The sequence below is a fragment of the Enterobacter sp. Ap-867 genome, from assembly GCF_011752855.1.
In the GTDB taxonomy this organism is placed as follows: domain Bacteria; phylum Pseudomonadota; class Gammaproteobacteria; order Enterobacterales; family Enterobacteriaceae; genus Cedecea.
In genome coordinates this window covers 795,052-821,668 of the sequence record NZ_VWWS01000001.1, presented here as the reverse complement: position 1 = coordinate 821,668, position 26,617 = coordinate 795,052, and the positions used below count along the sequence as shown (strand labels likewise).

Sequence of the window (26,617 nt, the reverse complement as noted above, 5' to 3'; positions counted from 1 at the left end):
AGGGAAAAACCACGCTTTTTCCCTCTGTGTAAAACAATAAAAGGGCTACCCTAGGGTAGCCCTTCTTATTTTTAGCAAACCGGATTAAGCGACCGCAGAATCCAGCAGCTCCATCTCTTCGCTGTTCAGCAGCTTCTCAATGTTCACCAGAATCAGCATACGTTCACCCAGCGCGCCCAGGCCCGTCAGGTATTCAGTTGACAGAGTGACAGCGAACTCTGGCGCAGGACGAATCTGATCCGCCGTCAGCGACAGCACGTCGGACACACCGTCAACCACAATCCCGACCACGCGTTTTTCCAGGTTCAGCACGATAACCACGGTATTGTCGTTATATTCCACGCCATCCTGTTCGAACTTCAGGCGCAGGTCGATAATCGGCACGATCACGCCGCGCAGGTTGGTGACGCCTTTAATAAAAGCAGGCGTGTTCGCGATGCGCGTCACCTGATCGTAACCGCGGATCTCCTGCACCTTCAGGATATCAATGCCGTACTCTTCAGCGCCGAGGGTGAACACCAGAAACTCCTGGCCTACGTTTTCCCCGGTCAGTTTTGTCACATTCGTTAGTGCAGTCATTTGCGTACCTATTCTTTTAAGCGGTTAATCAGGCGACGGTTAGCGCCAGACGTTGTTCACGGTTTAGCCCCTGCAGCGCAGAAACATCGACGATCAGCGCCACGCTGCCGTCACCCAAAATGGTGGCTGCAGAAATACCCGGCACCTTGCGGTAGTTGCTTTCCAGGTTTTTCACCACCACCTGATGCTGGCCAATCAGCTGGTCGACCAGCAGTGCGTAGCGGCGTCCGGCACTTTGCAGGATCACAACGATGCCCTGCGTGGCTTCGGTTTTTGCGCCCTGAACGTCAAAGACTTTCCACAGCTCAACCAGCGGCAGATATTCCCCACGCACTTCCAGCACGCGTTCGCCGCCCGCCAGCGGGTGAAGATCTTCTTCCTGCGGCTGCAGGGATTCCATCACCGCGTTCAGCGGCAGGATAAAGACTTCGTCGCTCACTTTAACCGACATGCCATCGAGGATAGCGAGCGTCAGCGGCAGCAGAATGCGAATGGTCGTCCCTGCTCCGGCTTTCGACTGGATTTCGACGTGGCCGCCCATCTCCTGGATGTTACGTTTCACCACGTCCATGCCCACGCCACGGCCAGACACGTCGGTGACTTGCTCGGCGGTGGAGAAGCCCGGCGCGAAGATCAGCATCCCGACTTCGTCGTCGGTCATGCTTTCACTGACCGGCATCCCCTGGGAAATCGCCTTCGCCAGAATACGCTCGCGGTTGAGCCCTGCCCCGTCGTCGGTCACTTCGATACAGATATTGCCGCCCTGATGTTCCGCAGACAGGATCAGGTTCCCGACTTCGGACTTCCCTGCCGCCCGGCGTTTTTCCGGCGACTCGATACCGTGATCAAGGCTGTTGCGTACCAGGTGCGTTAGCGGGTCGATAATGCGTTCAATGAGGCTCTTATCCAGCTCGGTGGAGCTGCCCATCAGCGTCAGTTCCACCTGCTTGTTAAGCTTCCCGGCCAGATCGCGGACCAGACGCGGGAAGCGGCTGAAGACGTATTCCATCGGCATCATGCGGATAGACATCACCGATTCCTGGAGGTCGCGCGCGTTACGCTGCAGCTGCCCCATGCTGGTGATCAAATCCCCGTGGTTGACCGGGTCGAGCTCGTTAGAACGCTGGGCCAGCATGGACTGGGTGATCACCAGTTCACCAACCAGGTTAATCAGTTGGTCAACTTTCTCTACCGCCACGCGGATACTGGTCGATTCAGATGCGCGAGCGGCAGGTTTATCGCGCTCAACGCGCCCTGTCGCAGGGGTCAGCGGCTCAGGCAGGCCCGCTTTTTGCACGGCGACAGCCGTTTGAGCGGGTGCTTCAGGCACCGCCACCGAAGTGGTTTCTGCCACCGCTGGCGCGCTGGCTGCGGTAACCGGCACAAAGCTGATTTGCTCAGGCTCAATCACGAAGCAAAGTACGGCCGTAATATCGTCTTCGCTGACGCTGGTTTCCAGCGTAGCCGTTACGGAAGCGGCGTCTTTGACCACCTCGCTCAGGGTGCCCAGGTTCCCCAGTTCTTCGAGCATCAGGTCACGTTCAGCTTCTTTCAGGCCGTCAATCACCACGCGCAGCCTGCCGCCGTTGTCGGCAGGCGCGGACTCAGGCTGTTCGGTTTCTACCACGGAGAGTTTGGCCGGCGCCGATGGTGCCTCGCCTTTGGCTTCCAGGGCCAGCTGACGCAGTGCTTTGCAGATGTAGTCGAAGCTTGCGGCATCCGGCTCTTCAGAATTTTTATAGGCGTCCAGCTGTTCCTGCATAATATCCTTGGTTTCCAAAAACAGGTTGATGATATCGGTGTTGAGCTGCATCTCACCGCGCCGCGCTTCGTCGAGCAGGTTCTCCATCAGGTGGGTCGTTTCCTGCAGGATGGAGAAGCCAAACGTACCGGCCCCGCCCTTGATGGAGTGGGCCGCACGGAAAATAGCGTTCAACTGTTCAGAATCCGGCGCCTCAGGCACCAAATCCAGGAGATGCTGCTCCATATCGGCCAACAGCTCGTCGGCTTCGTCAAAAAATGTCTGGTAAAAATCGCTAATATCCATGCTCACGCTATCACCTCGTGCCTGGTTGTGGCGCAACTGTGTTATTCGCCGGAGCCGCCGTAGGATCCTGCTGCAGAACGCTGAGAGGCTGGTTCTCGCTCTCGGAGTTCTCATGCATGATGGCGTCTTCGGTCTGTTTATTAAGCACCAGCAAACTGATGCGACGGTTAATGGCGTCCCCGCCTCCACGTTTGGAGAGGCTCATCTGCGAGGACATCCCGATGACGCGCAGCACTTTGCCGTCGTCGAGGCCGCCGGCGACCAGCTCACGGCGGGAAGCATTCGCGCGGTCGGCGGAAAGCTCCCAGTTGCTGTAGCCACGCTCGCCGTTGGCATAAGGCAGGTCATCGGTATGGCCGGACAGACTGATCTTGTTAGGAATACCGTTCAGCACCGGGGCGATTTTGCGCAGGATGTCGCGCATGTAAGGCTCCACTTCCGCACTGCCGTTTTTAAACATCGGGCGGTTCTGGCTGTCGATAATCTGAATACGCAACCCTTCCTGAACCAGGTCGATTTGCAGGTGTGGGCGTAGCGCACGCAGCTTCGGGTCTGACTCAATAAGCTGGTCCAGATCCCCTTTGATACGCTTCAGGCGGTTGGCTTCCATGCGCTTGCGCAGCTCTTCAATGTTGGGCTGTTTTTTCACTTCGCCCTGCTGCTGGGTGACGTCATCGCCCCCGCCCGGAATAGGACTTTCGCTGTCGGCGATACGCTGGCCCCCGGTAATGGCCTGCGCCAGCGGGGTGCGGAAGTAGTCAGCAATTTGCGCCAGCTCTTTCGGGCTGGAGATGGAAATCAGCCACATGACCAGGAAGAAAGCCATCATCGCGGTCATGAAGTCCGCGTAGGCAATTTTCCAGGAGCCGTGGGCCGCCCCGCCGTGTCCCTTGTGCTTGCGGCGCTTTACGACAACGATGGGATGGGCCTGATTCTTCATACTTCTTCTTCCGTCGCGCGCTGCGCGTTCGGGGAACGTACCGCTCTGACGTGCTCTTCCAGTTCAATGAACGATGGGCGCTCGCTGGAGTAAAGCGTTTTACGGCCAAATTCCACCGCGATTGGCGGGGCATAACCGTTGAGGCTGGAGAGTAAAGTGACCTTCACGCACTGCATCATTTTGGTGGTTTCAGCACTTTTTTGGCGCAGCACGCTCGCTAATGGGGAAATAAAACCATAGGCCAGTAAAATACCGAGGAAAGTACCAACCATAGCGTGCGCAATTAATGCGCCTAATTCCGCAGCGGGACGGTCGGCGGATGCCAGAGCGTGCACAACCCCCATTACCGCAGCAACGATACCGAAGGCTGGTAATGAATCCCCCATTAACGCAAGGCTGTTGGCCGGTATTTCCGCTTCGCTTTCATGGGTCTCGATTTCTTCATCCATCAGCGCTTCAATTTCGAATGTATTCATATTTCCGCTGATGATTAAACGCAAATAATCGACAATAAAATCAAGCATCATGGTGTCCGCTAAAATACGCGGATAGCTGGCAAAGATTTCGCTTTCTTTAGGGTTTTCGATGTCTCTTTCGAGTGAAAACATACCCTGCTGACGCGACTTAGCCATCAGACGATAAAGCAATGCCATCAAATCCATATACATGCTTTTGGTATATTTTGAGCGTCGGAAGAGCAGCGGCAGCGCTTTTAAGGTGCCCTTAATCGCCTTGCCGTTATTCCCTACAATGAACGCCCCAATACCCGCCCCACCAATGATCACAAATTCAGCAGGTTGATAAAGTGCGCCAAGGTGGCCGCCGGTCAACATGTAACCGCCGAACACTGTCCCTAAAACAACCAGGTAACCTATTAAAATCAGCACGAGATCATCCTTACGCCGTTGAGTGTAGCGAGGATGCCCAGGAGGCAGGTGCAGCGTCGTGTTTGGGCATAAAAAAAGCAGCGGTAATCACTCACCGCTGCTGGAATACGCAAACACAGAATCTGTTACACAGCCTGTTCCACCTGGTCATCCAGCAGTTGTGGAATAATATCGGCAGCATTCTGGGAAAGTTTACGTCTTTTTACCGCCCTCGATGGCGGCTGGCACAGACTGCAGGCAAAGCTGCCGACCGGCTGATGTGCGTGGGTAATAAAATTGCCCCCACAGCAGTTGCACTGGCTCAGCTGGAGCATGCCGCTCTCAACAAAACGCACCAGCGTCCAGGCGCGAGTCAGCGCCAATAGCGGGCCGTCTGACTGGGAAGGACATTGTTCAAGGTAGAGCCGATAGGCCTTAATCACCGCATCAACGCCGGTGCAGAGCCCACTACGAAGTAAAAACTGCCAGGCATTACAGAACATGGAAGCATGAATATTTTGCTCCCAGGTCATAAACCAATCAGTAGAGAAAGGCAGCATCCCTTTTGGAGGAGGACTTCCACGGAGTTCTTTGTAGAGTTTGATCAGGCGACCACGGCTCAACTGCGTTTCGCTTTCCAGCATTTGCAATCGGGCACCCAGTGTTATCAGCTCCATAGCGAGCTGAATGTCGCGAGCTTCCTGGACAATACTTTTCTCGCTCATTTGTTATGCCCTTTTTTTCTTAGGTGCCTCGGCAGGCGACGACACCTCACTCAATAAACGGGTCGATAACAAAATACCGGTATGAATTTGCTGTAAATCATCCACACGGGAGTCTTGTGTTAAGCGAGTAATTGCCTGACTTTCGCTAAAACGGAACTGACAAACTAATTGGTTAGTTTCTGCCAATTTCACCATCTGGGGCAACGTGAGTTCCCCTAACGTATTTGCCATATCTTCAGCGATACCTAAGCGAAACATAGCCGAAGCTTTGTCCTGACTAATAAGACGCTGTGCAAGCAATAAGTACGACAAATTGATGTCGTAAATATGTTTTAGCAACTCGGAAGTATGCATTTTTTCCATCCCGAATAACCAACTATTATTGTATGCGGCCCAGCCTAAATATGTCGGATGACAGTAACGTGTCAGCGCGAGTAAATTCTCCAGAAACTTACGGTTGTAAGAAGCCGAAGCGCATCTGTCGCGCCATTACTGTTTTCTGAACTATTAGGGGGTTGTTACCGCACCCCGCGATGTCGCCGGGTTGCCCCGGTTAAATTAAAACAATCGTTACGGCCAAAATGCACGGATAAATCTTCAGCCCTGACTCAGCCCCTCCGCATCCCACGTAGAAGCCATTTCCCTGACAGAGCCCGAACGCCTGTTGTCGTTCATCATTTTATTACAAAAAACTAAGATTTTTCCTAATTCGGGCAAACTCTACTCGCAGCCCCTGGCACATACAATGCGGCCACCTGCGATTTTGGAATTTATGTGACGCAGATCACATAAATACATCATCCTTCGGAGTGAAAAGCATCAGAATCGCTTTTCATTTGCTTACTTTTTCATCTGATTAAGAATTTTACCGAAGCCGGCAGACGAATAGTGACACTGAAAGATCACAACTCCATGAGTTGTCATTGCTTTTTATCTGATACTGGCGGCCAGGAATGCCTGAGCGATCACACTTTATGAAAGCCGTTAAGAGTAATCTGCTGTTATTCATAGACTTAAGTGAAATTATAGCGGCATTTTAACCGAGCGTTATGATTTCAAAAGCGTCAGCTACCGAAAGTTATCACTCGATCCAGGTTCTCAAATTAATCCGTTCGTCTGATGGAAAATTTTCACATTTCGTCTACGAAACAATGTTGCAAATTCGTTTCATAAGAATAACTAAACAATTTCTATGAGTGGCTTCACATTTCGTACCGCTGTACGCGTTGCGCCTGAGTCACAAGTGGTGTAAGAAAATGTTAACAATTCACACTAAATGTGGAGGGGTTATATGAGCTATCGTCATGTGCTGGTTGCCGTTGCTATCACGCCTGAAAGCCATCGTCTGGTGCAAAAGGCCGTCTCCATCGTCAAACCCGTCAACGGCAAAATTACGCTGGTCACGCTCGCGTCCGATCCCGAACTGTATAACCAGCTTGCCGCCCCAATGCTGGAAAACCTCCGCGATCTGATGCTGGAAGAAACCCATCTTTTTCTCGCTGAGCTGAAAGAGAAAGCGCAATATCCTGTTGAAAAGGTAATTATTTCCACAGGGGAACTAAGCGAGCACATTCTGGATATCTGTGAAAAACAGGACGTTGATTTGGTGCTTTGCGGTAATCACAATCAGAGTTTCTTTGGCAAGGTTATGTGCTCAGCCAAGGCCGTGGTGGCGTCAAGCCAGGTTGATGTACTGCTGGTCCCGCTTTAATCGCCTCCTCCGACAGAAAGCGGAGCCAGCTCCGCTTTTTCGGCCTCAACTCAACCACCGTTTTGATTATTCCATAGCGACTAATCACGCTTTTTTCTGAAAAATTAACTTTTTATCCTGCATTTTAGCGACTGCCTTCATTAACAAGGAAGACGCTCATGCGCGCGGCAGGATTTTTGGATTGCGCCGGATCTGCGGCTGCGTGGTTTCTGGCTGGAGATGCCTCAACGGAAGGATGCAGACGGCTGTTAACCGTACATTATTGCCAACAGCGCCATCTTTGGCTGCGTCAGGTAAAAAAATCAATTCATTAGCCGTATCAGCGGATCCTGCTGCATTTCCCCTCCTGGATTTGATTATTTTTTATACCGAAGTGTTTTTCTTGCACAACAGCGGCCTGGCTCACAGAACGCCTCTCGAACTCTGCGAGCGCAAATTTTGTTTTAAACCCAGATGACAACATTCCCACCCAGGGGACAGAAACCGCAAACATGACCTCAACACATACAAACAGACAACATTAAAACCACCCCAAAAATCAAAAATGATACACATTAAAAACAATTCACGGACTGAACAAACCTCATTTCTGATATAAAGCAAAACAGGGATAAAAAGAAAAAACCGATAAATATATTTTATATGAAATACAGTATGTTACGAAAAATGAAAAGATGGATAACTTCATGATCTTTTTATCTTAAAGAAAATCAAAAAAAATAAAAATAGCCTGAATTAGGACTTTTCTCATCCGTGATAGCGGCGTATGTTTATTTCACCTCTTCATAAAAGTGCTCATGAAATAAGGATATTTATATGCCCACTGCCAGCATGATCCAGAAACTTAATGCGCAAATTAATCGTGAATTCTATGCCTCCCATCTGTGTCTGCACCTGAGCGCCTGGTGCGCCAAACACAGCCTGACGGGAAGTGCGAATTTTTTACGTAGCCAGGCACAAAACAATGTGACCCACATGATGCGGGTCTTCAATTTTATGAAGCAGTCCGGCGGTATGCCCAGCGTCGGCACAATGTCCCCGCCTGACTGCCACTGCCTGACGCTGGAAGAGCTTTTTCAACAAACGCTGGATGATTACCATCTCCGGCATGAAACGCTGACCGCGCTTAAGGAAGAAGCTAAAGCCGTCAATGCCGGTAGAGTCGTCAGTTTTTTAATGGCGCTAGGCTTAGAACAGGATCGGGAGGGAGAGCGGCTGAAAACGATTCTCGAAGAGGTCCGGGATGCCAACAAGGCAGGCCTGTGCATGAGCCAGACCGACAGGCGCGTACTCAGTTTTGTCGAACGAGACTATCACTGATCGGCCCCGACTCAGATAAAAAGCACCGCAACTGGGCGGTGCTTTTGCTTTCTGGCAGCGGATAAAAACTTCAGTGCGCTTCTTTTTGCTGCGTAAATTTCAGCTCAATCAGTGCGATGGCTTTTTGAATCGCCCGGCGCGTGACCGGATCAACGGCCGCAGGATGGGTAGTAAAATCGATGGTTTTCAGCTGTTCCGCCATCTTGTCGCGAACTTCAACGGGCGCAATCACATCAATCACGTCGAGAATTTGTTTAATCACTAACTGGCACGCCACGACGTCGGAAACCAGTTCCTGATCGGCAGAGAGTTGTTCGGCCATTTTAATCTCCTGTTTTATTTGCGCGACAGTCTACCTGCGCGCCTCTGCACGAGGCAACAGCCCATTCGCTGGAAGAGCGGTGAAGCGGGAGCAAAATGCCCCCGCTGACTCATTTTTCGAACTGCCAGCAGGCCACGCGGTGACCCGGCGAGATCTCCTGCATTCGGGGAGGTCGCTGGTGACATTGGCCCATTGCTCGCGGGCAGCGGGTGGCAAACTTGCAGCCAACGATTTCCCCCGTATCACCGCCGATTTCGCCTTTTAGTCCACCCTGTTCCAGCATCTGAACATGCGGGTCTGCAATGGGAATAGACGCGAGCAGCGCGCGAGTGTAGGGATGAGCGGGCTGGCTATACAGCGTTTCCGCAGGTGCCTCCTCCACCAGAGAACCAAGATACATTACCCCGATGCGGTCAGAAATGTGGCGAACCATAGACAAATCGTGGGCGATAAACAAATACGTCAGCCCAAATGTCTGCTGCAGATCCTGCAAAATATTCACCACCTGTGCCTGCACAGAGACATCGAGGGCCGACAGCGGCTCATCGCAAAGAATAAATTCGGGATTCACCGCCAGCGCCCGGGCAATGCTGATTCGCTGCCGCTGGCCGCCGCTGAACTCATGGGGAAAGCGGTCCAGGTGCTCCTGATTTAATCCCACCTGCCCGAGCAGCTCCAGAGTGCGGGCTTTCCGCCGTGCCGCATCATAACCGTGAATACGCATTGGCTCAGCGATCAGCTGCGCCACCGTCATGCCTGGGTTTAGCGACGAATAGGGATCCTGGAAAACGGCCTGCATCCGGCGGCGGATAGGCTTTAGCTGACGTTCGTTAAGCGCCGCAATATTTTGCCCGTCGAACTCAATTTCGCCGTCGGTCACCTCGAACAGCCGCAATAAGCTTCGCCCTAGCGTCGACTTCCCGCAGCCGGACTCCCCCACCAGGCCATAAGTTTCCCCCGGAAAAACATCGAAGCTCACGCCATCCACGGCTTTTACCGTGGTCCCCGGCCCGAACCAGCCCCGATTAGCGGTGAAATGTTTGTGCAGATTACGCACGCGAATCAAAGGAGTGATGTCAGGCATGAGCGGCCTCTTTTTTCCACAGCCAGCAGTTGACTTCATGGCCGTCGGCGAGCGTGTGTTTGGGTGCTGCCGTGTCGCAAATGGCCATGCGCTGCGGGCAACGAGCGGCGAAAGGACAGCCGGGCGGCGGATTGAGCAGACCCGGCGGGCTACCCTCAATCGGCGACAAGCGCGCTTCGCTGCCGTCAGGGCGAGGCAACGAAGCCAGCAAACCACGCGTGTAGGGATGGGCGGGCCGATAAAAAATCGCCTCAACGCTGCCCTGCTCCATCACCAGCCCACCGTACATCACCACCACCCGGGAACAGACTTGCGCCACCACACCCAGGTCGTGAGTGATCAGTAAGATAGCGGTGTCCGTCTGCTGCTGAAGGTGTTTCAGCAGGCGCAGAATTTGCGCCTGAATGGTCACGTCCAGCGCGGTCGTCGGCTCGTCGGCAATCAGCAATGACGGATGGCACGACAGCGCGATCGCGATCATCACCCGCTGGCGCATTCCGCCGCTAAACTCGTGTGGATACTGGTCATAGCGTTTTTCCGGCTGGCTGATGCCCACCTGCCCTAGCATCGCTATGGCCTTCTCTTTCGCCGCCTTCTTACTCAAACTCTGGTGGCGAATAAGGATCTCGCTCATTTGTCGCCCGATGGTCAGCACCGGATTTAACGCCGTCATCGGATCCTGGAAAATCATCGCGATTTCGCTGCCGCGCAGGTGGCGCATTTGCTCCGCCGTTTTACGCGCCAGGTCTTCTCCCTGAAAACGGATATGGCCTCCCACCACTTTGCCATGGCTGCCCAGCAAATTGATCACCGATTTACAGGTAACGCTTTTGCCGCAGCCGGACTCGCCCACAATACCCACCACTTCCCCCCGCTGCACGCTGAAGGTGACGCCGCGTACCGCCTGTACTTCACCCTCGCGGGTAAAGAAAGAGGTTTTCAGGTTTTCAATTTCCAGCAAATTACGCATCGCGATTTGCCCCCGGCTCAAAAGCGGTACGGAACACATCGCCGAGCACGTTAAAACTCAGCACCGTCAGCAGGATCAGCGCCCCCGGGAACATGGCAAGCCAGGAGGCTTCGCCGATGTAGGACTGAGCGTTATTCAGCATGCTGCCCCAGGAGGCATCCGGCTGCTGCACGCCGAGACCAAGAAAACTCAATGTTGACTCCATTAAAATCGCCGAAGCGATATTCAAAGTGGCCGCCACAATAATCGTCGGCAAAATATTCGGAATAATGTGCCGGGCGATAATCCTCAGCGGATGCTCCCCGGAGGCCCGGGCATAAATCACGTATTCCCGCTCTTTCAGCGTCAACGTTTCTGCCCGCACCAGTCGCGACATATTCATCCAGGTCAGCGCGCTGATAATCAGAATGATGTTAGCGATGCCGGGCTTCAGGTAAGCATTGAGCACCAGCAGCAGGAAAAAAGCCGGGATCGCCATTAAAATGTCCACCAGTCTCATCAGCAGGTTATCAACTTTGCCGCCAAAGTAGCCGCTGACGGTGCCCACCAGCGTGCCAATCAGCGTGGAAAACAGCATGGCTAAAAACCCGACCATCAGGGAGATTTGCCCGCCATAAAGTGCGCGGGTGAAGTAGTCCCGGCCATATTCATCCGTGCCAAACCAGTGGCTGACATCCGGCGGCAGCATCCTTCCCTGAAGCGACATTTGATTAGGGTCCCACGGACTTAAAAAAGCCGATAATGAAGCCAGCGCAAAAATCACCAGTACCGCCAGAGAAAGCTGCGCGGGGCGGCTGCGTTTCAGGCCCTGTTTAACCTGATTCCATCTTCTGCTCATGGTTACCTCAGCGCCTTAATGCGCGGGTCCGCCACGCGATACAGAAGATCGGCCAGCAGATTCCCCACAATCAGCATCAACGCTGAGAGCAGAATAATGGCCATGATCAGCGGGTAGTCGAGGGAGGTGATGGCCTGGATCCCCAGCAGCCCCATCCCCGGCCAGGAAAAGACGCTTTCCGTCACGTAGGCGCCCACCACCAGCTCGCCAAAAGAGAGGCCAAACAGCGTGATCACCGGCAGCAGCACGTTCTTCAGCACATGCCGGAACAGAACAGTGCGCCGGGTTGCCCCGTAGGCCAGCTGGGTTTGCACATAGTCGGCGGACAGCTGGCTAATGGTGTTCGAGCGGATGTAGCGCACATAGCTGGAGAGGTTATAAAACGTCAGCGCGATGCAGGGCAGAATGCCGTGACGAATCACATCGAGCCAGGAGTCCTCCGCGCCGATGGTTCGCATCCCCATGCTCGGCAGCCAGTTCAGCTGCACCGAAAACACGGTAATCAGCAGGATGCCAAACCAGAAGATCGGCACCGAGATCCCGACGTAAGCGAACAGGTTCAGAACATGGTCGAGCCAGCGGTGTTTGTACGCCCCCGCCAGCAGCCCCAGCGGGATCGCCAGCAGGATAGCTAACAACAAGGACGCGCCCATCAGGCCAAGCGTGGCCGGGATACGCTCACCGATCATCGTCAGCACCGGACGGTGGTAAATCAGGGAGTAGCCGAGATCGCCCTGCAGCAGATTTTTCAGCCACAGCAGGTACTGCACCGGCAGCGGCTTATCCAGCCCCATGCTCTGGCGGATGCGTTCGATATCCTCCGGGCTCATGCGCGGGGTGATATACGCCTGCACAGGATCGCCGGGGGCCAGCTTCACCAGTAAAAAAGAGACCAGCGAGATAAAAAGCAGCATCGGGAGCAGCTGCAGTAAGCGCCGGAAAAGAAGGTTATTCATAGTTTCGCCTTCCTCCGCCCGCCCAGCACAAACCGGCCGGGCGGAGGATCACTCATTGTTATTGTTGATAAATTTTCGACAGATCCTGGAACATATACACGGGCTTAGGCTCGGCTTCTTGCGTGCCGCCAAAACGTTTGTCCACCGCCACAACCGCGTTGGTGTAGGCAATCGGGTACCAGGCCATATCGCTGGCGACGGTTTGCTGGATCTGCTTGTAGATAGCCGCGCGCTTCGCCGCATCCGTTTCCGTTGCGCCCTGCTCCCACAGCGCATCAAACGCCGGGTTTTTATAGTGCGCGTAGTTATAGGCTTCGTTGCTCATATACAGCGACTTATAGCCGTCCGGCTCAGCGCCCATGATGTAACCGCCCAGGCTTAGTTCATAGGCCGTGTTTTTCATGTCCTGACTGCGCTGGGACATCGCGTTCGCATCCAGCGGCAGCAGTTCAACGTTGATGCCTATCGCCTTCAGCTGCTGCTGAATGTACAGCCCCATGCTTTCCTGGGTTTTATTGCTGTTGATGTAGGCCAGGCGCAGCTTCACGCCCTCCGGCTGCCCGGACGCTTTGAACAACGCTTTGGCTTTATCGAGATCGAACTTGTACGGTTCCACATCGCTGGTCTGGTAGAGGGTATCCGGGGTCAGAATAGAGGCCGCAGGTTTGGCGTAATCGAGAGAGGTGAACGCCGTTTGCACAAGGTCATCTTTATTCAGCGCGTAGGCGATGGCCTGACGAAGATCTTTGCTCTTCATACTGTCAACGTTCTGGTTGAAAGTCATGTAGGCCAGGCGGCCTTCCGGGTAAATAACAAAATCAAACTTGCCGGTGGCTTTCAGGCGCGAAACATCCTGCGGATCGACCATCTTGAGATTGATCTCACCGTTCTGCAGCGCGAGGTTGGCAGAGTTGGCGTCCTTTGCAAAGCGGTAGGTGACCGAGTCGAGTTTCGGTTTACCGTTCCAGTAATCATCAAACCGCGTCAGGGCGTAGTACTGACCCGCCCGGTACTCTTTGAACTTGAACGGACCGGAGCCGACGGGCGCATCATTGCGGGTGCTCTTTTCCAGATCGCCTGCTTCGCTGCCGAAGATATGCTGTGGGATCGGGAAGATTTGCACCAGCGTACCGGCAAAGGCGGCGCTGACCTGAGGCAGCGTAAATTTAACCGTGAGCGGATCCACTTTGCTCACGCTCAGGGGCTGGTTGCCATAAACAAACATGCTGCGGAAGAAGCTATGCTGCTTTTCATCCAGCAGTTTATTAAAGGTGAACACCACGTCATCGGCGGTAATCGGCTGCCCATCCTGCCATTTCAGGTCAGGCTTGAGTTTCAGCGTCCAGGTGAGGTTGTCGGCTGACGGCGTCAGGCTTTCCGCCAGGCCCCATTCGATCTTGTCGCCGTTGTAGCTGTACAGCGGCGAGTAAAGCGCCTGCATGATGGTTAACGTAGTCCGATCGCTGGCGTACAGCGGGTTCATGGCCAGCGGATCGCCGGAGGTGATGCCGATTATCAGGCTGCCGCCCTGCTGCGATTCTTTTGCCGGGGCGGGGGCCGCCGCGGTCTCTTTTTTAGCGTCATCACAGCCGCTTAAGGCCAGGGCCAGCGCGGCGACCAGCGCCGACAATACCAGAGGTTTACGCATTGCTTCAGAAACTCCTTGCTCAATAAGAGCCCGCATAGTGCGACACTCGCGATCGCTTGTAAATGTTCCTAAAAAGCATAAGCTTAGCCGATTTTTAACTATCCGCACGGTGCCTGACGCCAATGCCTGCGGGGAATATTATTTCCCCCATCTGCGTCACATATTTTTGTTTCCGCGCCTGTTTAAGACGTAAAAAAAGCAGCCCGGAGGCTGCTTTGTCACATGCGTGGTTCTCAGACTGCGTTAAGCCGGAACATTGCCACCGCGTCATGCAGGTGGTGCGCCTGTTTCTCCAGTTCAACGGAAGAGAGCACCGACTTCTGGACCAGATTCACGTTCTGCTGCGTCACGCTGTCCATTTCCCGAACGGCGATCCCGACCTGCCCGATGCCCTGACTTTGCTCGAGGGACGCGCTGGCAATCTCCCCCATGATGTCATTCACCTGCTTCACGGCGCGGAGGATCTCATCCATTGCCTCCCCCGCTTTACGCACCTGCTGCGACCCGGTGTGAATATTACTGACCGAATCGTTGAGCAGGGTTTCAATCTCTTTTGCGGCCCCGGCGCTTCTGCTGGCCAGATTACGTACCTCGCTGGCGACGACCGCAAAGCCTTTGCCCTGCTCTCCCGCTCTTGCCGCCTCCACCGCGGCATTTAGCGCCAGAATGTTGGTCTGGAACGCAATGCTGTTAATCACCGTGGTGATATCGACAATTTTGTTCGCGCTGCTGGCAATCACATCCATGGTCTTCACTACCTGCTTCACCGAATCCCCGCCGTTTACCGCAGTGTTGGTGGCATTCTGCGCGAGGTGGCTGGCGTGATTTGCATTGTCGGCGTTCAGCTTCACCGTGCTGTTCAGCTGCGCCATGCTGGCGCTGGTCTGCTCCAGCGCGGCGGCCTGTTGCTCCGAACGGGATGACAGGTCAGTGTTAACCCCGGACACTTCGGTGGCGTTGGTGCGAATAGCCTCGGCGCTGTCCCGGATGCGGCTCACCGCCCTTTGCCAGTTTTCCTGCATTTTTTGAATCGGCGGCACCATCAGGCCAATACAGTTGCGCCCCAAATCCGGCAGCGTGGCAGCCAGTTCTCCCTGCGCCAGGACGTGCATGTGGTGGCGGATCGTATTAACCGGCTTTACCAGGCAAAACCACAGGTAGCGTTCTGTAAAAATGACGATCGCAATGCTGATAGCAATGGAGATAATCAGCATCCGTTGGGCCGTGTTAATCCACGTGAGCTGATCCGGGCTCAGCGCAAGCTGTTGCTTGAGGTTATGTAATAGCCATAGCGTCGCGCCCGCCACGCAGATCCATGCCAGCGTGGAAAAGATTTGTATCAGCACCACCATCGCGCGAATTTTAATATTGCGAACAATGTTCATTTTTTGGTTCCCCGGTAAAAAATAAAATGCACTTCCTGTGCGGCTTTAGCGACGCGCGTCCTGATTTATTCCCTCGTATACCTGCATAAGTGAAATTAAATCGCGCCGTAGCGCTATTGTCGGCACGGTTCAGCAAAACTTGACGCGTTTTTGATCAAAAAATCGCCGCGTATTTTGTGGGGAATTTACGTTAGGTAAAAAGTTTTTATTTCGTAATTTGAATTAAGGGTTATTTAAAATTCGAAATTTATGGAATTTACGGCCCGCCTAATCGAACAGGCTTTTCTGCCCGCCACGCGTGCTACCATGAAGGCGGTTAAGTATGAGGTATGAATCAACGATGAAGCGCATTTTTCTGGCCGTTACCGCCCTGTTACTGAGCGGATGCACCGTAAGCAAAACACCTGTTCCGCTTAATGCCAATGAGCCTGCCGGTGTTGTTCGCCTCGCCTATAGCCTGCCGCCGCTGCAAACGGCCAAAGTGGATAAATTCCTCGCCCAGTCCACGGCATCGCGTCAGTGCCAGCAATGGGGCTATGCCAGCGCACTCCCTTACGGCAGCGATATCAAGACCTGTACCACCTACAGCGGCACCCTTTGCCTGAACACCCAGGTGGTGCTGGAATACCAGTGCCGCGGCGTGACCGGCCCACAGTATGCGGGCGTCACCAGCAACTGGTAATCTACCGATACTCCTCTATTTTTAGAGACAACTGTACAAAGAGAAGCCTGACGCCAATGTAACCCGTTCCTGACGATAAATATCTCGCGCTGCCGTTTTCCCACGGCGGCTTGACTCTATTTTTTCATCAGGAACTTAACATGCTTCTTCTATTGCTACGCGCCCTGCGCCAGCACCGCTGGTTCACGCTGCTCGGGCTGGCGCTGCTGTTTTCTTCTGTGGGTAACGGCCTGACTTACGTTCTGGTCTTCAGTCAGCTGTTAAACAGTCACGCTACCCCCTCCTGGCTTTCTCTTGCTTACGTCCTCGCCCTTGCGCCCGGCTTACCTGCCAGCTTTGCTGGCGTGTGGTTATTAAAGCGCTGGCCGGCGTTTTCTGTGCTGCTTCTCGGCGAAGTTTTCGGTCTTACAGGTCTGCTTCTGCCGTGCCTTGCGCTGTGGAATGAACACCCAGGCTTGCTGTTGTTAAGCCAGGCCGCCGCCGCTTTTAGCACCGGCCTGACGGTGCCGGCCTTAAGTCAGCTTTTCAAACAAGGTTTATCTAAAGCGCTAATACCCGCCGCCGCAGGCGTTGAAACGCTGGTGTTTGCCGCCAACGTTATCTTCGGCGTGGGGCTTGGGACATTATTATATGGCCACGTCAGCCTCTGGCTGATGCTGCTGCTGGATGCAATCAGTTTCATCGTTGCCATAGGGCTGCTCTGGTACGCCTCGGCGGCCTTTGTTATGAAGGCAAAAGAAGACAGCGCCCCAGACGAAAGCGAGGAGTTTAGCTGGCAGAACGTTACCCCGGTGCAAAAGCGCAGCCTGTTGCTGTTGCCCAGCCTTGCGCTGGTCGGCGCCCCCGTAATGGCTTTGCTCCCGGCGCTGGCTCCTGCGTTGCCGGGTGATAACGCGGCCAATGGCCTGGCGCTGCTGTTTGCCCGTAGCGCTGGGCAACTGCTCGCCCCGCTCCTGCTCAGCGAAAAACAGGTGCGCAACCGGGCGGGTAAAAGCTTCCCGCTAATGCTGGCGCTGCTGCTTTTTACTTTGTGTTATTTCGCCGTGGGTTACTCGGGCACTTTGTGGCTGGCGGTGCCGCTGATCGTTATCGCTCATTTGTTCAGTAACTGGTTCTATCTGGTCGCCACGCTCAACGTGATGGACAGTTTCCCTGGCCCACAGGTCGGCGCCGCTATGGCGGCAACCTGGCGACTGCAGCTCGGCATTACGTTAGTCGTCCCGCTGGTCACGGGAACGATTGCCGGATACTTCCCGGCGCAGTGGGTGCTGCCCGGCAGCGGCATCTGCGGGATTATTATTGCCCTATTGATGCTCGGCGACTTGCGAAAAGTGCGGAATTGTAATTTTATATCGCGGCGGAATCATTCCGCATTTAATTTTAATAATGATGATGACAGCAAGACAGGTGGATAATGGTATTTTATAAAGCAACACTGGCCGGGGCATTAGCTCTGGCTCTGACGGGCTGCGTCACGCCAGCGAAAACCACATCGGCGGTTACCGCCCCGGCTAAACAGTGCCAGGCAGGCGATCAGATGACGCAAACCACGCTCTATTTCGGCATCAGCCGCCCATCCGGCGCGGAAATTACCGCCAATGAATGGCGCAGCTTCGTGGATAAAGACGTGACCCCGCGTTTCCGCGAAGGGCTGACCGAATATGACGCCAAAGGCCAGTGGCTGAATGCTAAGGGTGAAGTGACCCACGAACCGAGCAAGGCGATCATGCTGATTCGCGGCAGCGATGCGGAGAGCAGCAAAAAGGTAGACGAACTGCGCTCTATCTATAAAACTCGCTTTGCGCAGGAATCCGTGATGCGCGTTGACCAGCCGGTCTGCGCCGCGTTCTGATGATTTTGCGTTAAAGAAACGGCGGGGAAACCCGCCGTTTTTATTTTTACAGAACCAGCCCGGCAAACGCCGCGGACAGCAGGCTGACCAGCGTCGCGCCGTACACCAGGCGCAGGCCAAAGCGAGACACCACGTTCCCCTGCTTTTCGTTCAGCCCTTTAATAGCCCCGGCCACAATCCCGATGGAAGCAAAGTTAGCGAAGGACACCAGGAAGACCGACAGGATCCCCAGCCCGCGCGGCGACAGCGTCGCCATGATCTTCTGCAGCTCAATCATCGCCACAAATTCGTTCGCCACCAGTTTGGTCGCCATAATGCCGGCCGCTTTCAGCGCATCCGCCTGAGGAATCCCCACCAGCCAGGCAAACGGATAGAAAACGTAGCCCAGAATTTGCTGGAAGCTCAGACCGAAGACGGTCGCGAACAGCGCATTAATGGCGCTGATAAGCGCGATAAAACCAATCAGCATCGCCAGAATAATCATCGCCACTTTGAAACCTGCGAGGATGTATTCCCCCAGCATTTCAAAGAAGCTTTGGGATTCGTGCAGCTTCTCAAGCTTGATTTCTGGCTCAGCGCCCGGGCGGGTCGGGTTAATGATCGACAGGATAATGAACGTGCTGAACATATTCAGGATCAGCGCCGCAACCACATACTTCGGCTCCAGCATCGTCATGTAGGCCCCGACGATGGACAGCGAAACCGTGGACATCGCCGTTGCGGCCATGGTGAACAGGCGGCGAGAGCTAAGATCGCCCAGCACGCCTTTGTAGGCGATGAAGTTTTCGGACTGTCCCAGAATCAGCGAGCTCACGGCGTTGAATGATTCCAGCTTGCCCATGCCGTTCACTTTAGAAAGCAGCGTACCGACAATGCGAATAATAATAGGCAGAATGCGGAAGTGCTGCAGGATCCCGATCAGCGCCGAGATAAAGATGATCGGGCACAGCACGCCGAGGAAGATAAAGGCCAGGCCCGCTTTGCTCATGCCGCCAAAGACGAAGTCGCTGCCCTGCCCGGCGAAGGTCAGAAGGTGGCCAAAGAAACCGGACACGCCGTTAATCACCCACAAGCCGCTGTCGGAGTGCAGGAAGAAGAACGCCAGCAGGCCTTCAATGACGACAAGTTGTAACAAATAGCGGATGCGGATGGTTTTACGATCGAAGCTCACCAGCCACGCCAGTCCCATGATGACAAAAAGTGCGAGAAGAAAATGAAGAATATTCATGTGCAGTCTAATTTTGAAAGAAACGTATTTAGCCACAGCTCCCGCGTCAGGTAAATGGCGGGCATAAGAATATTTAGCCATAAGTTTTTCCAATGACAATATAGGCTTACTCTTAGCATGGTTACCATTTTGCGCGGCTAAATATGACTAATTCATGATACGTTATTTGGCAATAAAATAGCGAAGCGGAACAAGATTAATTCTCATTATTAATTCATTTTGTCACAAATAAAATAATAGTAACAACCATTCTCATTACACTAATATAATTAACAATTTCTTTGCATTATGGAAAATTAATAATTAAAGTAGCGCCATATTAACGCCCCTCAAAAAATATGGAGCCTGTGATGCTGAAGACGGAAATGATTGAAAAACTGAACGAGCAGATGAACCTTGAACTCTACTCCTCCCTGCTTTACCAGCAGATGAGCGCCTGGTGCAGCTATCACAGCTTCGAAGGGGCTGCCGCGTTCCTGCGCCGCCACGCTCAGGAAGAGATGGAGCACATGCAGCGTCTGTTTGCATATTTAAGTGATACCGGGAGCATGCCGCGTATTAACGCCATTCAGTCCCCGTATTTAGAATACGCTTCACTGGACGAATTATTTAAAGCGACCTACGAGCACGAGCAGTTAATTACGCGTCAGATTAATGCTCTGGTCCATTCCGCAATGACCTCTCAGGATTATCCAACCTTTAATTTCCTGCAGTGGTATGTTGCCGAGCAGCATGAAGAAGAGAAACTGTTTAAATCCGTGCTGGATAAACTCAGCCTGGTGGGCAAAAGCGGCGAAGGCCTTTACTTTGTCGATAAAGAGCTGGCCACGCTGGACGCTCAGGCTTAATTGCCGTTAAGTAGCAGGCCATTGCGGCCTGCTATTTTCATTTTAGTGCAGCGCCCCGCCGTTTCGCTGGCTGTGCCAGTATCCGTATAACGCCAGTGCCGCAGGTTTAATCGCCTCAATGCTCGCCAGAAATGCTTCCGGCGTCAGGCTTTCAAACTTCGCTTCATTTTCTTCCAGCCCATGCAGGGCAATCGCCTCCAGCTCTGGCTGAAGTTCTGCCGGCAGCGCAGGCCAGCTTTCCAGTGACACACCGCGCATGTAGCCGTAGCACCACTCTTCCACGATGGTGATTTCGCGGTTATCCACTTCGCTGGTACCAAACAGAGGCTCAAACTGCCCCGGATACTCCGCCAGGCGTTCGGCAATGTCGTTCATATGCTGGAACACCAGTACGCTAAAGCGCGTCAGCTCTTCTTTGCTTTCCCATTCCGGCTCGACATCGCCGCCCCATACCGCCCGCAGCACGGTAGCTGGTTCGGTCACAGTTGGCCCTGACAGCAGCGCCGTGAGCAGCCCATCCAGCTCGGCTACATCAATCACCGAATGCGCGGTGCCGTACTTCAGCAGAATGTCATCCAGCCAGATAATTTCGTCTTCGTTCAGCGGGCCCTGGGTCATTTTTGGCTTCCTCGTCTCGCGTTTTGAATAAAATTTGGCGTAGTGTACCCGTTCTACGCGCGACGAGTCATTTTCATTCCGCTTTCGTCAGGCATTCCACCAATAATTGGCAGGTTTTTTCGTAGAGCGGGGGATCGTGCTGCAGCGCCTGCCAGACGCTGTTGTGGTCGGCACCCGGCACGGTCAGCAAAGTATGTTTGCCCTGCCCCGACGCCGAATCATAAAGCCGGGGCGGGATCTCCGCCGGGATCACCCGGTCTTCAGCCGCGGCGATGACCAGAACATTACCGCCAAACTCAGTCACGGCCTGCCAGGCGTCACTATCGGCCCAGCTTCGCGGCTGGCGGATAATGGCGGAAAATTAATTCAGGCCCGAAGTTAATCCGGTAAGCCGAAGGGTGATACACGCCCGGCACCATCAGGATAAGGGAACGCAGAGACACGGATTGGCTCAGTTGCAAAGCGTTGTACGCCCCCATGCTGACGCCCATGCAGCCGGTCAGTTGAGAACCTAAATGTTCGGCAACCGCAAGGGCCTGGTCTGTGCGGCTGATTAAAGAAGATTGAGAGAGATCGCCGCCAGTTTCCCCATGCCCGATACAATCAAAAGCCGTGCTGCCAAAACCCAGCTCAGCCATTAAGTGCCGGTACCGAAGGCTCGCCTCGCGGTCTTTTGAACCTCCGTGGATCATCAGGACGTGGCCTTTACTGGCGAAAATGCTGTCAGCCTTGAGCGCGCGGCCCTGGAAAGCGACATCAAATGGGTGTCGGGAGAAAATGTTCATCGTTACCAGATGGAATGCCAGGGAAGGGTTTAGCATGGCATGCTTTTAGCGGAACAGGCAGGATAATTTTCAGAATGGCAAATCGCAGGCAATAAAAAACCACCCGAAGGTGGTTTACACGACACTGCTTATCATTGATTTTATTCTTTTTATTCCCATGGTACCCGGAGCGGGACTTGAACCCGCACAGCCATAAGCCGAGGGATTTTAAATCCCTTGTGTCTACCGATTTCACCATCCGGGCTCGGGAAGAAATTGGAGGCGCGTTCCGGAGTCGAACCGGACTAGACGGATTTGCAATCCGCTACATAACCGCTTTGCTAACGCGCCAAAATCTTTTGCCTTTGCAGGCGGCAACAGAAAGTCTATTACCTGAATTTGGAGCGGGAAACGAGACTCGAACTCGCGACCCCGACCTTGGCAAGGTCGTGCTCTACCAACTGAGCTATTCCCGCTTTTTGTACAAGTGACTGTTGGTGGCTATTAAGCTAATCACTTGATTTTATTATCTTCCGGCAAACCTTGCTGCCTTTCGATGCGTTGCATTCTACTTACCTGACGCAATGAGTCAATGAAATTTTCTAACACCACGAATCGTTTGCTGAATTTTGCGTCGGATAGATCACGGTTCGAGCAAATCACCGCGTGCCGCGGCCAAATATTGGAACATTGACCAGAACGTTAGCACCGCCGCAACGAAGAAAAGCGCGATACCGGTGTACTCAATCCACATGTTTGGCCGCCAAAGCATGCCAATCAGCGCCAACATTTGCGCCATTGTTTTGGTTTTACCGATCCAGGAAACCGCCACACGGCTGCGCTTACCAATCTCCGCCATCCATTCACGCAGCGCGGAAATAATGATCTCGCGGGCGATCATCGTGGCCGCAGGCAAGGTCACCCACCAGGCGTGATAATGCTCTACCACCAGCACCAGCGCCACCACCACCATCACCTTATCGGCAACGGGATCGAGGAATGCGCCGAAGCGGGTGCTTTGATTCCAGCGACGCGCGAGAAAACCGTCAAACCAATCGGTGATAGCCGCCAGCCAAAAAATGAAAGCGCAAAGGAAAGGTGCCCAGTTGAACGGCAGATAAAACGCCAGCACAAAGAACGGGATAAGGATGACACGAAACAGCGTGAGCAGTGTTGGGATATTGAATCGCATAGTGCCAGTTAACTATCTGTCATAAGTGGAAATTGTCTCTATGTTGCTACAGAGCCCTTAATGTTTCAACGAGTAGTAGATCTTTTCTGCCAATGCCTGCGAGATGCCCGGCACTTTTGCTATCTCCTCGATGGAGGCGTTGATTAACGGTTGCAATCCGCCCATATACTTCAGCAGCATCTGACGGCGCTTTGGCCCGATGCCTTCAATCGTCTCCAGCGAACTGGTGCTTTTCACCTTCGCTCGTTTTTTACGGTGGCCGGAGATCGCATGATCGTGTGAATCATCGCGAATGTGTTGGATCACATGCAGCGCCGGAGAATCCGGCGGTAAGGAGAACCCCTCACCTTCCGGCTCAAAGAATAATGTTTCCAGCCCGGCTTTGCGGTCGCTGCCTTTGGCCACGCCCAACAATAAAGGATGGTGTTTATCCCAGGGCACGTCCAGCTCGGCAAACACCGCCTTCGCCTGCCCCAACTGCCCCTTCCCGCCGTCAATCAGAATCACGTCCGGGATTTTGCTTTCTTCTATTGCTTTACCGTAGCGGCGGCGCAGCACCTGATTCATGGCGGCGTAATCGTCCCCCGGCGTAATACCGGTAATATTGTAGCGGCGGTATTCCGCCCGAAGCGGGCCGTTACTGTCGAACACCACGCAGGAAGCGACGGTTTGCTCCCCCATCGTATGGCTGATATCAAAACACTCCATCCGCTTCACTTCCGGAAGTTTTAACACTTCGGCCAGCGCTTTCAGGCGCTGGTGAATGGTGGACTGCTGAGAAAGCTTTGTCACCAGTGCCGTTGCCGCATTGGTACGGGCAAGCTTCAGGTAACGCGCCCGATCGCCGCGAGGTTTAGTCTGCACATTCACTTTACGCCCGGCCAGTTCGCTCAACGAATCCGCCAGCAGAGATTTGTCCGCCAGCGCGAAGTCGAGCAGGATTTCAGACGGCAGCGTGCGCATCTGGCTGCCCTGGAGATAGAACTGCCCGACAAACGTCTCCACCACTTCGCTAAGTTCGGTGCCTGCCGGGACTTTCGGGAAGTAGCTGCGGCTGCCCAATACTTTGCCCTGGCGAATGAACAAGACGTGCACGCAGGCCATACCCGCATCAAAGGAGACACCAATCACGTCCAGATCGTCGCCGGTGTTGGAGACAAACTGTTTTTCGGTAATACGTCGGACCGCCTGAATCTGATCGCGGATCCTCGCGGCCTCTTCAAATTCAAGATTTTTGCTCGCCGCTTCCATGCGGGAAATAAGCTGCGTCAGCACCTGGTCGTCCTTCCCGGCTAAAAACAGGCGAACATAGTCCACCTGCCGGGCATAGTCTTCTTCTGTGACCAGGCCTGAAACACAGGGGCCAAGACAGCGGCCGATTTGATACTGAAGGCAAGGCCGCGAGCGGTTGCGGTACACGCTGTTTTCACACTGGCGAACCGGAAAGACTTTTTGCAGCAGCGCCAGCGTTTCCCGCACCGCATAGCCGTTAGGAAACGGGCCAAAGTATTCTCCCTTCGCGTGCTTCGCGCCGCGGTGCATCGCCAGCCGCGGATGGCTGTCGGCGCTCAGGAAGATAAAGGGATAGGATTTATCGTCTCGCAGCAGCACGTTGTAGCGCGGCTGATAGAGCTTGATGTAGTTGTGCTCCAGCAGCAAAGCCTCGGTTTCCGTGTGGGTCACCGTGACATCAATGTGCTGGATCAACGCCACCAGCGCCTCAGTTTTACGGCTGGCAAGATTCGTGCGGAAATAGCTGGAGAGGCGTTTCTTCAGGTCTTTAGCTTTGCCGACATAGATAACCGTGCCGCCGGCATCGTACATGCGGTAGACGCCGGGCTGGCTGGTTACCGTCTTGAGAAAAGCCCGGGAATCAAAAGGTTCACTCACTGCTGATTAACGTCTCCGCATTGAATAACCCGTGGCGAATCGCCAGGTGCGTCAGCTCCACGTCCCCGCTGATATTCAGTTTACTAAACATGCGGTAGCGGTAACTGTTCACCGTTTTAGGGCTGAGATTAAGCTGCTCAGAGATCTCATTGACCTTCTGGCCTTTAGTGATCATCAGCATAATCTGTAATTCACGCTCAGACAAACTGGCAAAGGGGGATTCTGCCTCGGGTGCAATCTGGCTTAAGGCCATCTGTTGGGCAATGTCGGAGGCGATGTAACGCTGGCCCGCATTAACGGAACGAATGGCATTTACCACGTCCTGAGGCGCTGCGCCTTTACTTAGATACCCTGCCGCACCGGCCTGCATGACTTTGGCTGGCAGCGGGTTCTCAGTGTGGATAGTCAACATGATAACTTTGATATCTGAAGAGTAGCGGGCAATTTTACGGGTGGCTTCCAGGCCACCTATCCCCGGCATATTCATATCCATTAACACGACATCGACCGGGTTACTGCGGCACCATTTGATGGCATCCTCACCGCAGTTCACTTCACCCGAGACTTTGATGCCTTTAATCTCTTCCAGAATGCGTCGTATCCCTGCGCGCACCAGTTCGTGGTCATCAACAAGAAGAACGTTGATCAAAGGGCTATTCTCCAGAAAGGGATAACGCTGCTGATAGCTAATTGGCCATATATTAACGTTTTTCCGGCAACATTAAAATCCAAATTGCGGTCAGCACATTCTGTTAACACTTAAGAAGAATATATCTTTACTTTCAGATCTGTTTCTGCGGCACACCTCAACATTCTAAGCATCGTGTTCAGGCGATTATTCTCTGGTTAAAAAACAGCTAATTATCAAAATGCGACCATCATCAAGAATAAAATCCTTCTTCTCTCTCTTTATTTAACGTTAGTTAAACGAGGGCGAAACAATTTCTTTTAATTCTCATCGCTTCCTGCGGGAATAACCCTGAGCAAGGGTTGTTTATTACCATAAACATTCAGATGCATTCTCATTCGTCGAACATGAATAATTCTGATGAATGTTATGGTATACTCCGCCGCCTTATGAATATCACTGTGCATAATGGCAGCGTACAAACTAAGCATTGAGGAAAGTAAATGAGCACTCCAGATTTTTCCACCGCCGAAAACACCCGTGAACTGGCACAAGAAGTCACCTGTCTGAAGACGCTGTTAACCCTGATGCTGCAGGCTATGGGCCAGGCCGATGCGGGCCGCGTTATCCTGAAAATGGAAAAGCAGATCGCTCAACTGGAAGACCCAACTCAGGCTGAAGTATTCAGCAATACCGTTAAGCAAATTAAACAGGCTTACCGTCAATAAGCCGGGGCGGCTGGCAGAATCCGGGTTCGCCAGCCGTCAGCACCTGACGCAACACTTGCCCTCCAGGTTCAGATAATCCCCATCGCCGCCGCATAGCAGGCTATCTGTGTCTTGTTTGGCGCGTTGAATTTCTTCTGCATATTCTTCTGATGGAAGTTCACCGTGTTCTCAGAAATGGACAGGATAATCGCAATTTCTGCCGACGTTTTCCCTTCGCCGGTCCACTGAAGAATCTCTCTTTCGCGCTTGCTGAGCTTCATGTCAATCATCTCGACCGACGGATCGTCCAGCCGATTTAACGTCGCCATACTCAGCTCGGCAAGGTAGCTCAGCCGCAGCCCAAGTTCATCTTCCGACACAAGTTCCTTGCGAACGCCAGAGCGTGAAACGGAGAGAAAACCCGCCGTACGATTAGGGGCCATCACGCAATGTGTGCGCCCGGTCGCCAGACCGTGATCGCGCGCGGCATCCCAAAGCTCACGAGATTCAGCAAACAGGGCATCGCTCCAGATTATTTCACCCCGCATGAAATTAGACTGTTTCAATACCGGGTCAATGGCAAAATAGTTTTCAGTCACGTACCACTCCAGCCATTTTTGCGGATAAGAACTCTGCAATGATAATTTAGGCCGCGTAAAAGGCACCGGGTGCCGAACACACAGCGAAAAATAATCAAACTCGAGGCGCTGAGTTTGTTGTTGAACTAAAGTTTGTAATTCGCTGGCTTCAGTAATTGACAGGAAAAGTTCGAGCGCTTCCCGTCGCCAGCTAAAAAAGTTACGTTCCAGCATTATAT

The 26,617-nt window shown here is 53.4% G+C and carries 28 protein-coding genes and 3 tRNA genes; 7 read left to right on the top strand and 24 right to left on the bottom strand.

Translation table 11 applies throughout. The features are described 5' to 3' along the window. Window positions 1-84 precede the first annotated feature (84 nt). The 6 genes from cheW to flhD all read right to left on the bottom strand — a co-directional run bounded on the left by cheW (window position 85) and on the right by flhD (window position 5,511). On the bottom strand, window positions 85-579 hold the full coding sequence (gene cheW / locus F3J26_RS03860) for a chemotaxis protein CheW (RefSeq protein ID WP_008453882.1): 495 nt from the start codon (window positions 577-579) through the stop codon (window positions 85-87). Window positions 580-607: 28 nt separating this feature from the next. Beyond that, window positions 608-2,626: a chemotaxis protein CheA gene (cheA, locus tag F3J26_RS03855; protein WP_205246396.1), complete on the bottom strand. Its 2,019-nt coding sequence runs from the start codon at window positions 2,624-2,626 to the stop codon at window positions 608-610. 10 nt (window positions 2,627-2,636) lie between these two features. Beyond that, a complete protein-coding gene (gene motB, locus F3J26_RS03850; RefSeq protein WP_008453876.1) occupies window positions 2,637-3,566 on the bottom strand; it encodes a flagellar motor protein MotB in 930 nt (309 codons plus the stop codon). Continuing rightward, a complete protein-coding gene (gene motA, locus F3J26_RS03845) occupies window positions 3,563-4,453 on the bottom strand; it encodes a flagellar motor stator protein MotA (RefSeq protein ID WP_008453872.1) in 891 nt (296 codons plus the stop codon). Before motA ends, motB begins: the two co-directional genes overlap by 4 nt. A 125-nt stretch (window positions 4,454-4,578) precedes the next feature. Then, window positions 4,579-5,157 (bottom strand): flagellar transcriptional regulator FlhC, encoded by a 579-nt coding sequence (gene flhC / locus F3J26_RS03840; protein ID WP_039294634.1) that lies wholly within the window; start codon window positions 5,155-5,157, stop codon window positions 4,579-4,581. Window positions 5,158-5,160: 3 nt separating this feature from the next. Continuing rightward, complete coding sequence (flhD, locus tag F3J26_RS03835) at window positions 5,161-5,511, bottom strand: flagellar transcriptional regulator FlhD (protein WP_008453867.1); 351 nt, start codon at window positions 5,509-5,511, stop codon at window positions 5,161-5,163. A 937-nt stretch (window positions 5,512-6,448) separates the two neighbouring features. Between flhD and uspC the strand changes: the two genes are divergently transcribed. Then, window positions 6,449-6,868, top strand: a complete 420-nt coding sequence (gene uspC, locus F3J26_RS03830) for a universal stress protein UspC (RefSeq protein WP_008453866.1) — start codon at window positions 6,449-6,451, stop codon at window positions 6,866-6,868. Window positions 6,869-7,684: 816 nt separating this feature from the next. Then, window positions 7,685-8,188 (top strand): non-heme ferritin-like protein, encoded by a 504-nt coding sequence (locus F3J26_RS03825; protein WP_008453865.1) that lies wholly within the window; start codon window positions 7,685-7,687, stop codon window positions 8,186-8,188. A gap of 70 nt (window positions 8,189-8,258) precedes the next feature. Here F3J26_RS03825 and F3J26_RS03820 read toward each other — a convergent pair whose 3' ends face one another. From F3J26_RS03820 to F3J26_RS03790, 7 genes are all read right to left on the bottom strand, one after another. Next, window positions 8,259-8,510, bottom strand: coding sequence for a DUF2766 family protein (locus tag F3J26_RS03820; protein WP_008453864.1), 252 nt, complete (start codon window positions 8,508-8,510; stop codon window positions 8,259-8,261). Window positions 8,511-8,619: 109 nt separating this feature from the next. Continuing rightward, a complete protein-coding gene (locus F3J26_RS03815; protein WP_166991570.1) occupies window positions 8,620-9,594 on the bottom strand; it encodes an ABC transporter ATP-binding protein in 975 nt (324 codons plus the stop codon). After that, a complete protein-coding gene (locus F3J26_RS03810; protein WP_008453861.1) occupies window positions 9,587-10,564 on the bottom strand; it encodes an ABC transporter ATP-binding protein in 978 nt (325 codons plus the stop codon). Before F3J26_RS03810 ends, F3J26_RS03815 begins: the two co-directional genes overlap by 8 nt. After that, window positions 10,557-11,402, bottom strand: coding sequence for an ABC transporter permease subunit (locus tag F3J26_RS03805; RefSeq protein WP_166991567.1), 846 nt, complete (start codon window positions 11,400-11,402; stop codon window positions 10,557-10,559). The genes F3J26_RS03810 and F3J26_RS03805 overlap by 8 nt, the downstream gene beginning before the upstream one ends. Window positions 11,403-11,404: 2 nt before the next feature. Next, window positions 11,405-12,358, bottom strand: a complete 954-nt coding sequence (locus F3J26_RS03800; protein WP_166991564.1) for an ABC transporter permease subunit — start codon at window positions 12,356-12,358, stop codon at window positions 11,405-11,407. A 58-nt stretch (window positions 12,359-12,416) separates the two neighbouring features. Next, window positions 12,417-14,006 (bottom strand): ABC transporter substrate-binding protein, encoded by a 1,590-nt coding sequence (locus F3J26_RS03795; protein ID WP_166991561.1) that lies wholly within the window; start codon window positions 14,004-14,006, stop codon window positions 12,417-12,419. A 233-nt stretch (window positions 14,007-14,239) separates the two neighbouring features. Beyond that, complete coding sequence (locus tag F3J26_RS03790) at window positions 14,240-15,391, bottom strand: methyl-accepting chemotaxis protein (RefSeq protein WP_008453853.1); 1,152 nt, start codon at window positions 15,389-15,391, stop codon at window positions 14,240-14,242. Window positions 15,392-15,731: 340 nt separating this feature from the next. On the opposite strand from F3J26_RS03790, the gene yecR reads away from it, so the two are divergent. From yecR to F3J26_RS03775, 3 genes are all read left to right on the top strand, one after another. After that, complete coding sequence (gene yecR, locus F3J26_RS03785) at window positions 15,732-16,073, top strand: YecR family lipoprotein (protein WP_166991556.1); 342 nt, start codon at window positions 15,732-15,734, stop codon at window positions 16,071-16,073. A 140-nt stretch (window positions 16,074-16,213) separates the two neighbouring features. Next, window positions 16,214-17,488, top strand: coding sequence for an MFS transporter (locus F3J26_RS03780; RefSeq protein WP_166991553.1), 1,275 nt, complete (start codon window positions 16,214-16,216; stop codon window positions 17,486-17,488). Then, window positions 17,488-17,925 (top strand): DUF3574 domain-containing protein, encoded by a 438-nt coding sequence (locus F3J26_RS03775; protein ID WP_166991550.1) that lies wholly within the window; start codon window positions 17,488-17,490, stop codon window positions 17,923-17,925. Before F3J26_RS03780 ends, F3J26_RS03775 begins: the two co-directional genes overlap by 1 nt. 46 nt (window positions 17,926-17,971) lie before the next feature. Here F3J26_RS03775 and F3J26_RS03770 read toward each other — a convergent pair whose 3' ends face one another. Next, the gene (locus F3J26_RS03770; protein WP_008453845.1) at window positions 17,972-19,153 is read right to left on the bottom strand and encodes a NupC/NupG family nucleoside CNT transporter; all 1,182 of its coding nucleotides are present in this window, start codon (window positions 19,151-19,153) and stop codon (window positions 17,972-17,974) included. A 350-nt stretch (window positions 19,154-19,503) separates the two neighbouring features. On the opposite strand from F3J26_RS03770, the gene ftnA reads away from it, so the two are divergent. Then, window positions 19,504-20,001: a non-heme ferritin gene (gene ftnA / locus F3J26_RS03765; protein ID WP_166872936.1), complete on the top strand. Its 498-nt coding sequence runs from the start codon at window positions 19,504-19,506 to the stop codon at window positions 19,999-20,001. A 42-nt stretch (window positions 20,002-20,043) separates the two neighbouring features. Here ftnA and F3J26_RS03760 read toward each other — a convergent pair whose 3' ends face one another. From F3J26_RS03760 to uvrY, 9 genes are all read right to left on the bottom strand, one after another. Beyond that, entirely contained in the window at window positions 20,044-20,619 is a 576-nt protein-coding gene (locus F3J26_RS03760) for a UPF0149 family protein (RefSeq protein ID WP_008453841.1), read from the bottom strand. Window positions 20,620-20,692: 73 nt separating this feature from the next. Then, window positions 20,693-20,923 (bottom strand): hypothetical protein, encoded by a 231-nt coding sequence (locus F3J26_RS03755; protein ID WP_166991547.1) that lies wholly within the window; start codon window positions 20,921-20,923, stop codon window positions 20,693-20,695. A 16-nt stretch (window positions 20,924-20,939) separates the two neighbouring features. Next, window positions 20,940-21,440 carry an alpha/beta hydrolase family protein gene (locus F3J26_RS03750; protein ID WP_166991544.1) on the bottom strand — a complete coding sequence of 167 codons (501 nt, stop codon included), beginning with the start codon at window positions 21,438-21,440 and terminating at the stop codon, window positions 20,940-20,942. A gap of 122 nt (window positions 21,441-21,562) precedes the next feature. Further along, a tRNA-Leu gene (locus tag F3J26_RS03745) sits at window positions 21,563-21,648 on the bottom strand. Window positions 21,649-21,660: 12 nt separating this feature from the next. Further along, window positions 21,661-21,734, bottom strand: a tRNA-Cys gene (locus tag F3J26_RS03740). Window positions 21,735-21,783: 49 nt separating this feature from the next. After that, a tRNA-Gly gene (locus tag F3J26_RS03735) sits at window positions 21,784-21,859 on the bottom strand. Window positions 21,860-22,026: 167 nt separating this feature from the next. Then, a complete protein-coding gene (gene pgsA / locus F3J26_RS03730; protein WP_008453839.1) occupies window positions 22,027-22,575 on the bottom strand; it encodes a CDP-diacylglycerol--glycerol-3-phosphate 3-phosphatidyltransferase in 549 nt (182 codons plus the stop codon). 57 nt (window positions 22,576-22,632) lie between these two features. After that, a complete protein-coding gene (gene uvrC / locus F3J26_RS03725; protein ID WP_166991541.1) occupies window positions 22,633-24,465 on the bottom strand; it encodes an excinuclease ABC subunit UvrC in 1,833 nt (610 codons plus the stop codon). Next, window positions 24,458-25,114 carry a UvrY/SirA/GacA family response regulator transcription factor gene (gene uvrY, locus F3J26_RS03720; RefSeq protein WP_008453836.1) on the bottom strand — a complete coding sequence of 219 codons (657 nt, stop codon included), beginning with the start codon at window positions 25,112-25,114 and terminating at the stop codon, window positions 24,458-24,460. The genes uvrC and uvrY overlap by 8 nt, the downstream gene beginning before the upstream one ends. A 482-nt stretch (window positions 25,115-25,596) precedes the next feature. On the opposite strand from uvrY, the gene F3J26_RS03715 reads away from it, so the two are divergent. Further along, a complete protein-coding gene (locus F3J26_RS03715; RefSeq protein WP_008453834.1) occupies window positions 25,597-25,821 on the top strand; it encodes a DUF2594 family protein in 225 nt (74 codons plus the stop codon). A gap of 68 nt (window positions 25,822-25,889) precedes the next feature. On the opposite strand, the gene sdiA is transcribed toward F3J26_RS03715, so the two are convergent. Then, complete coding sequence (gene sdiA, locus F3J26_RS03710; protein ID WP_008453832.1) at window positions 25,890-26,612, bottom strand: quorum-sensing transcriptional regulator SdiA; 723 nt, start codon at window positions 26,610-26,612, stop codon at window positions 25,890-25,892. Between the last annotated feature and the right edge of the window lie 5 nt (window positions 26,613-26,617).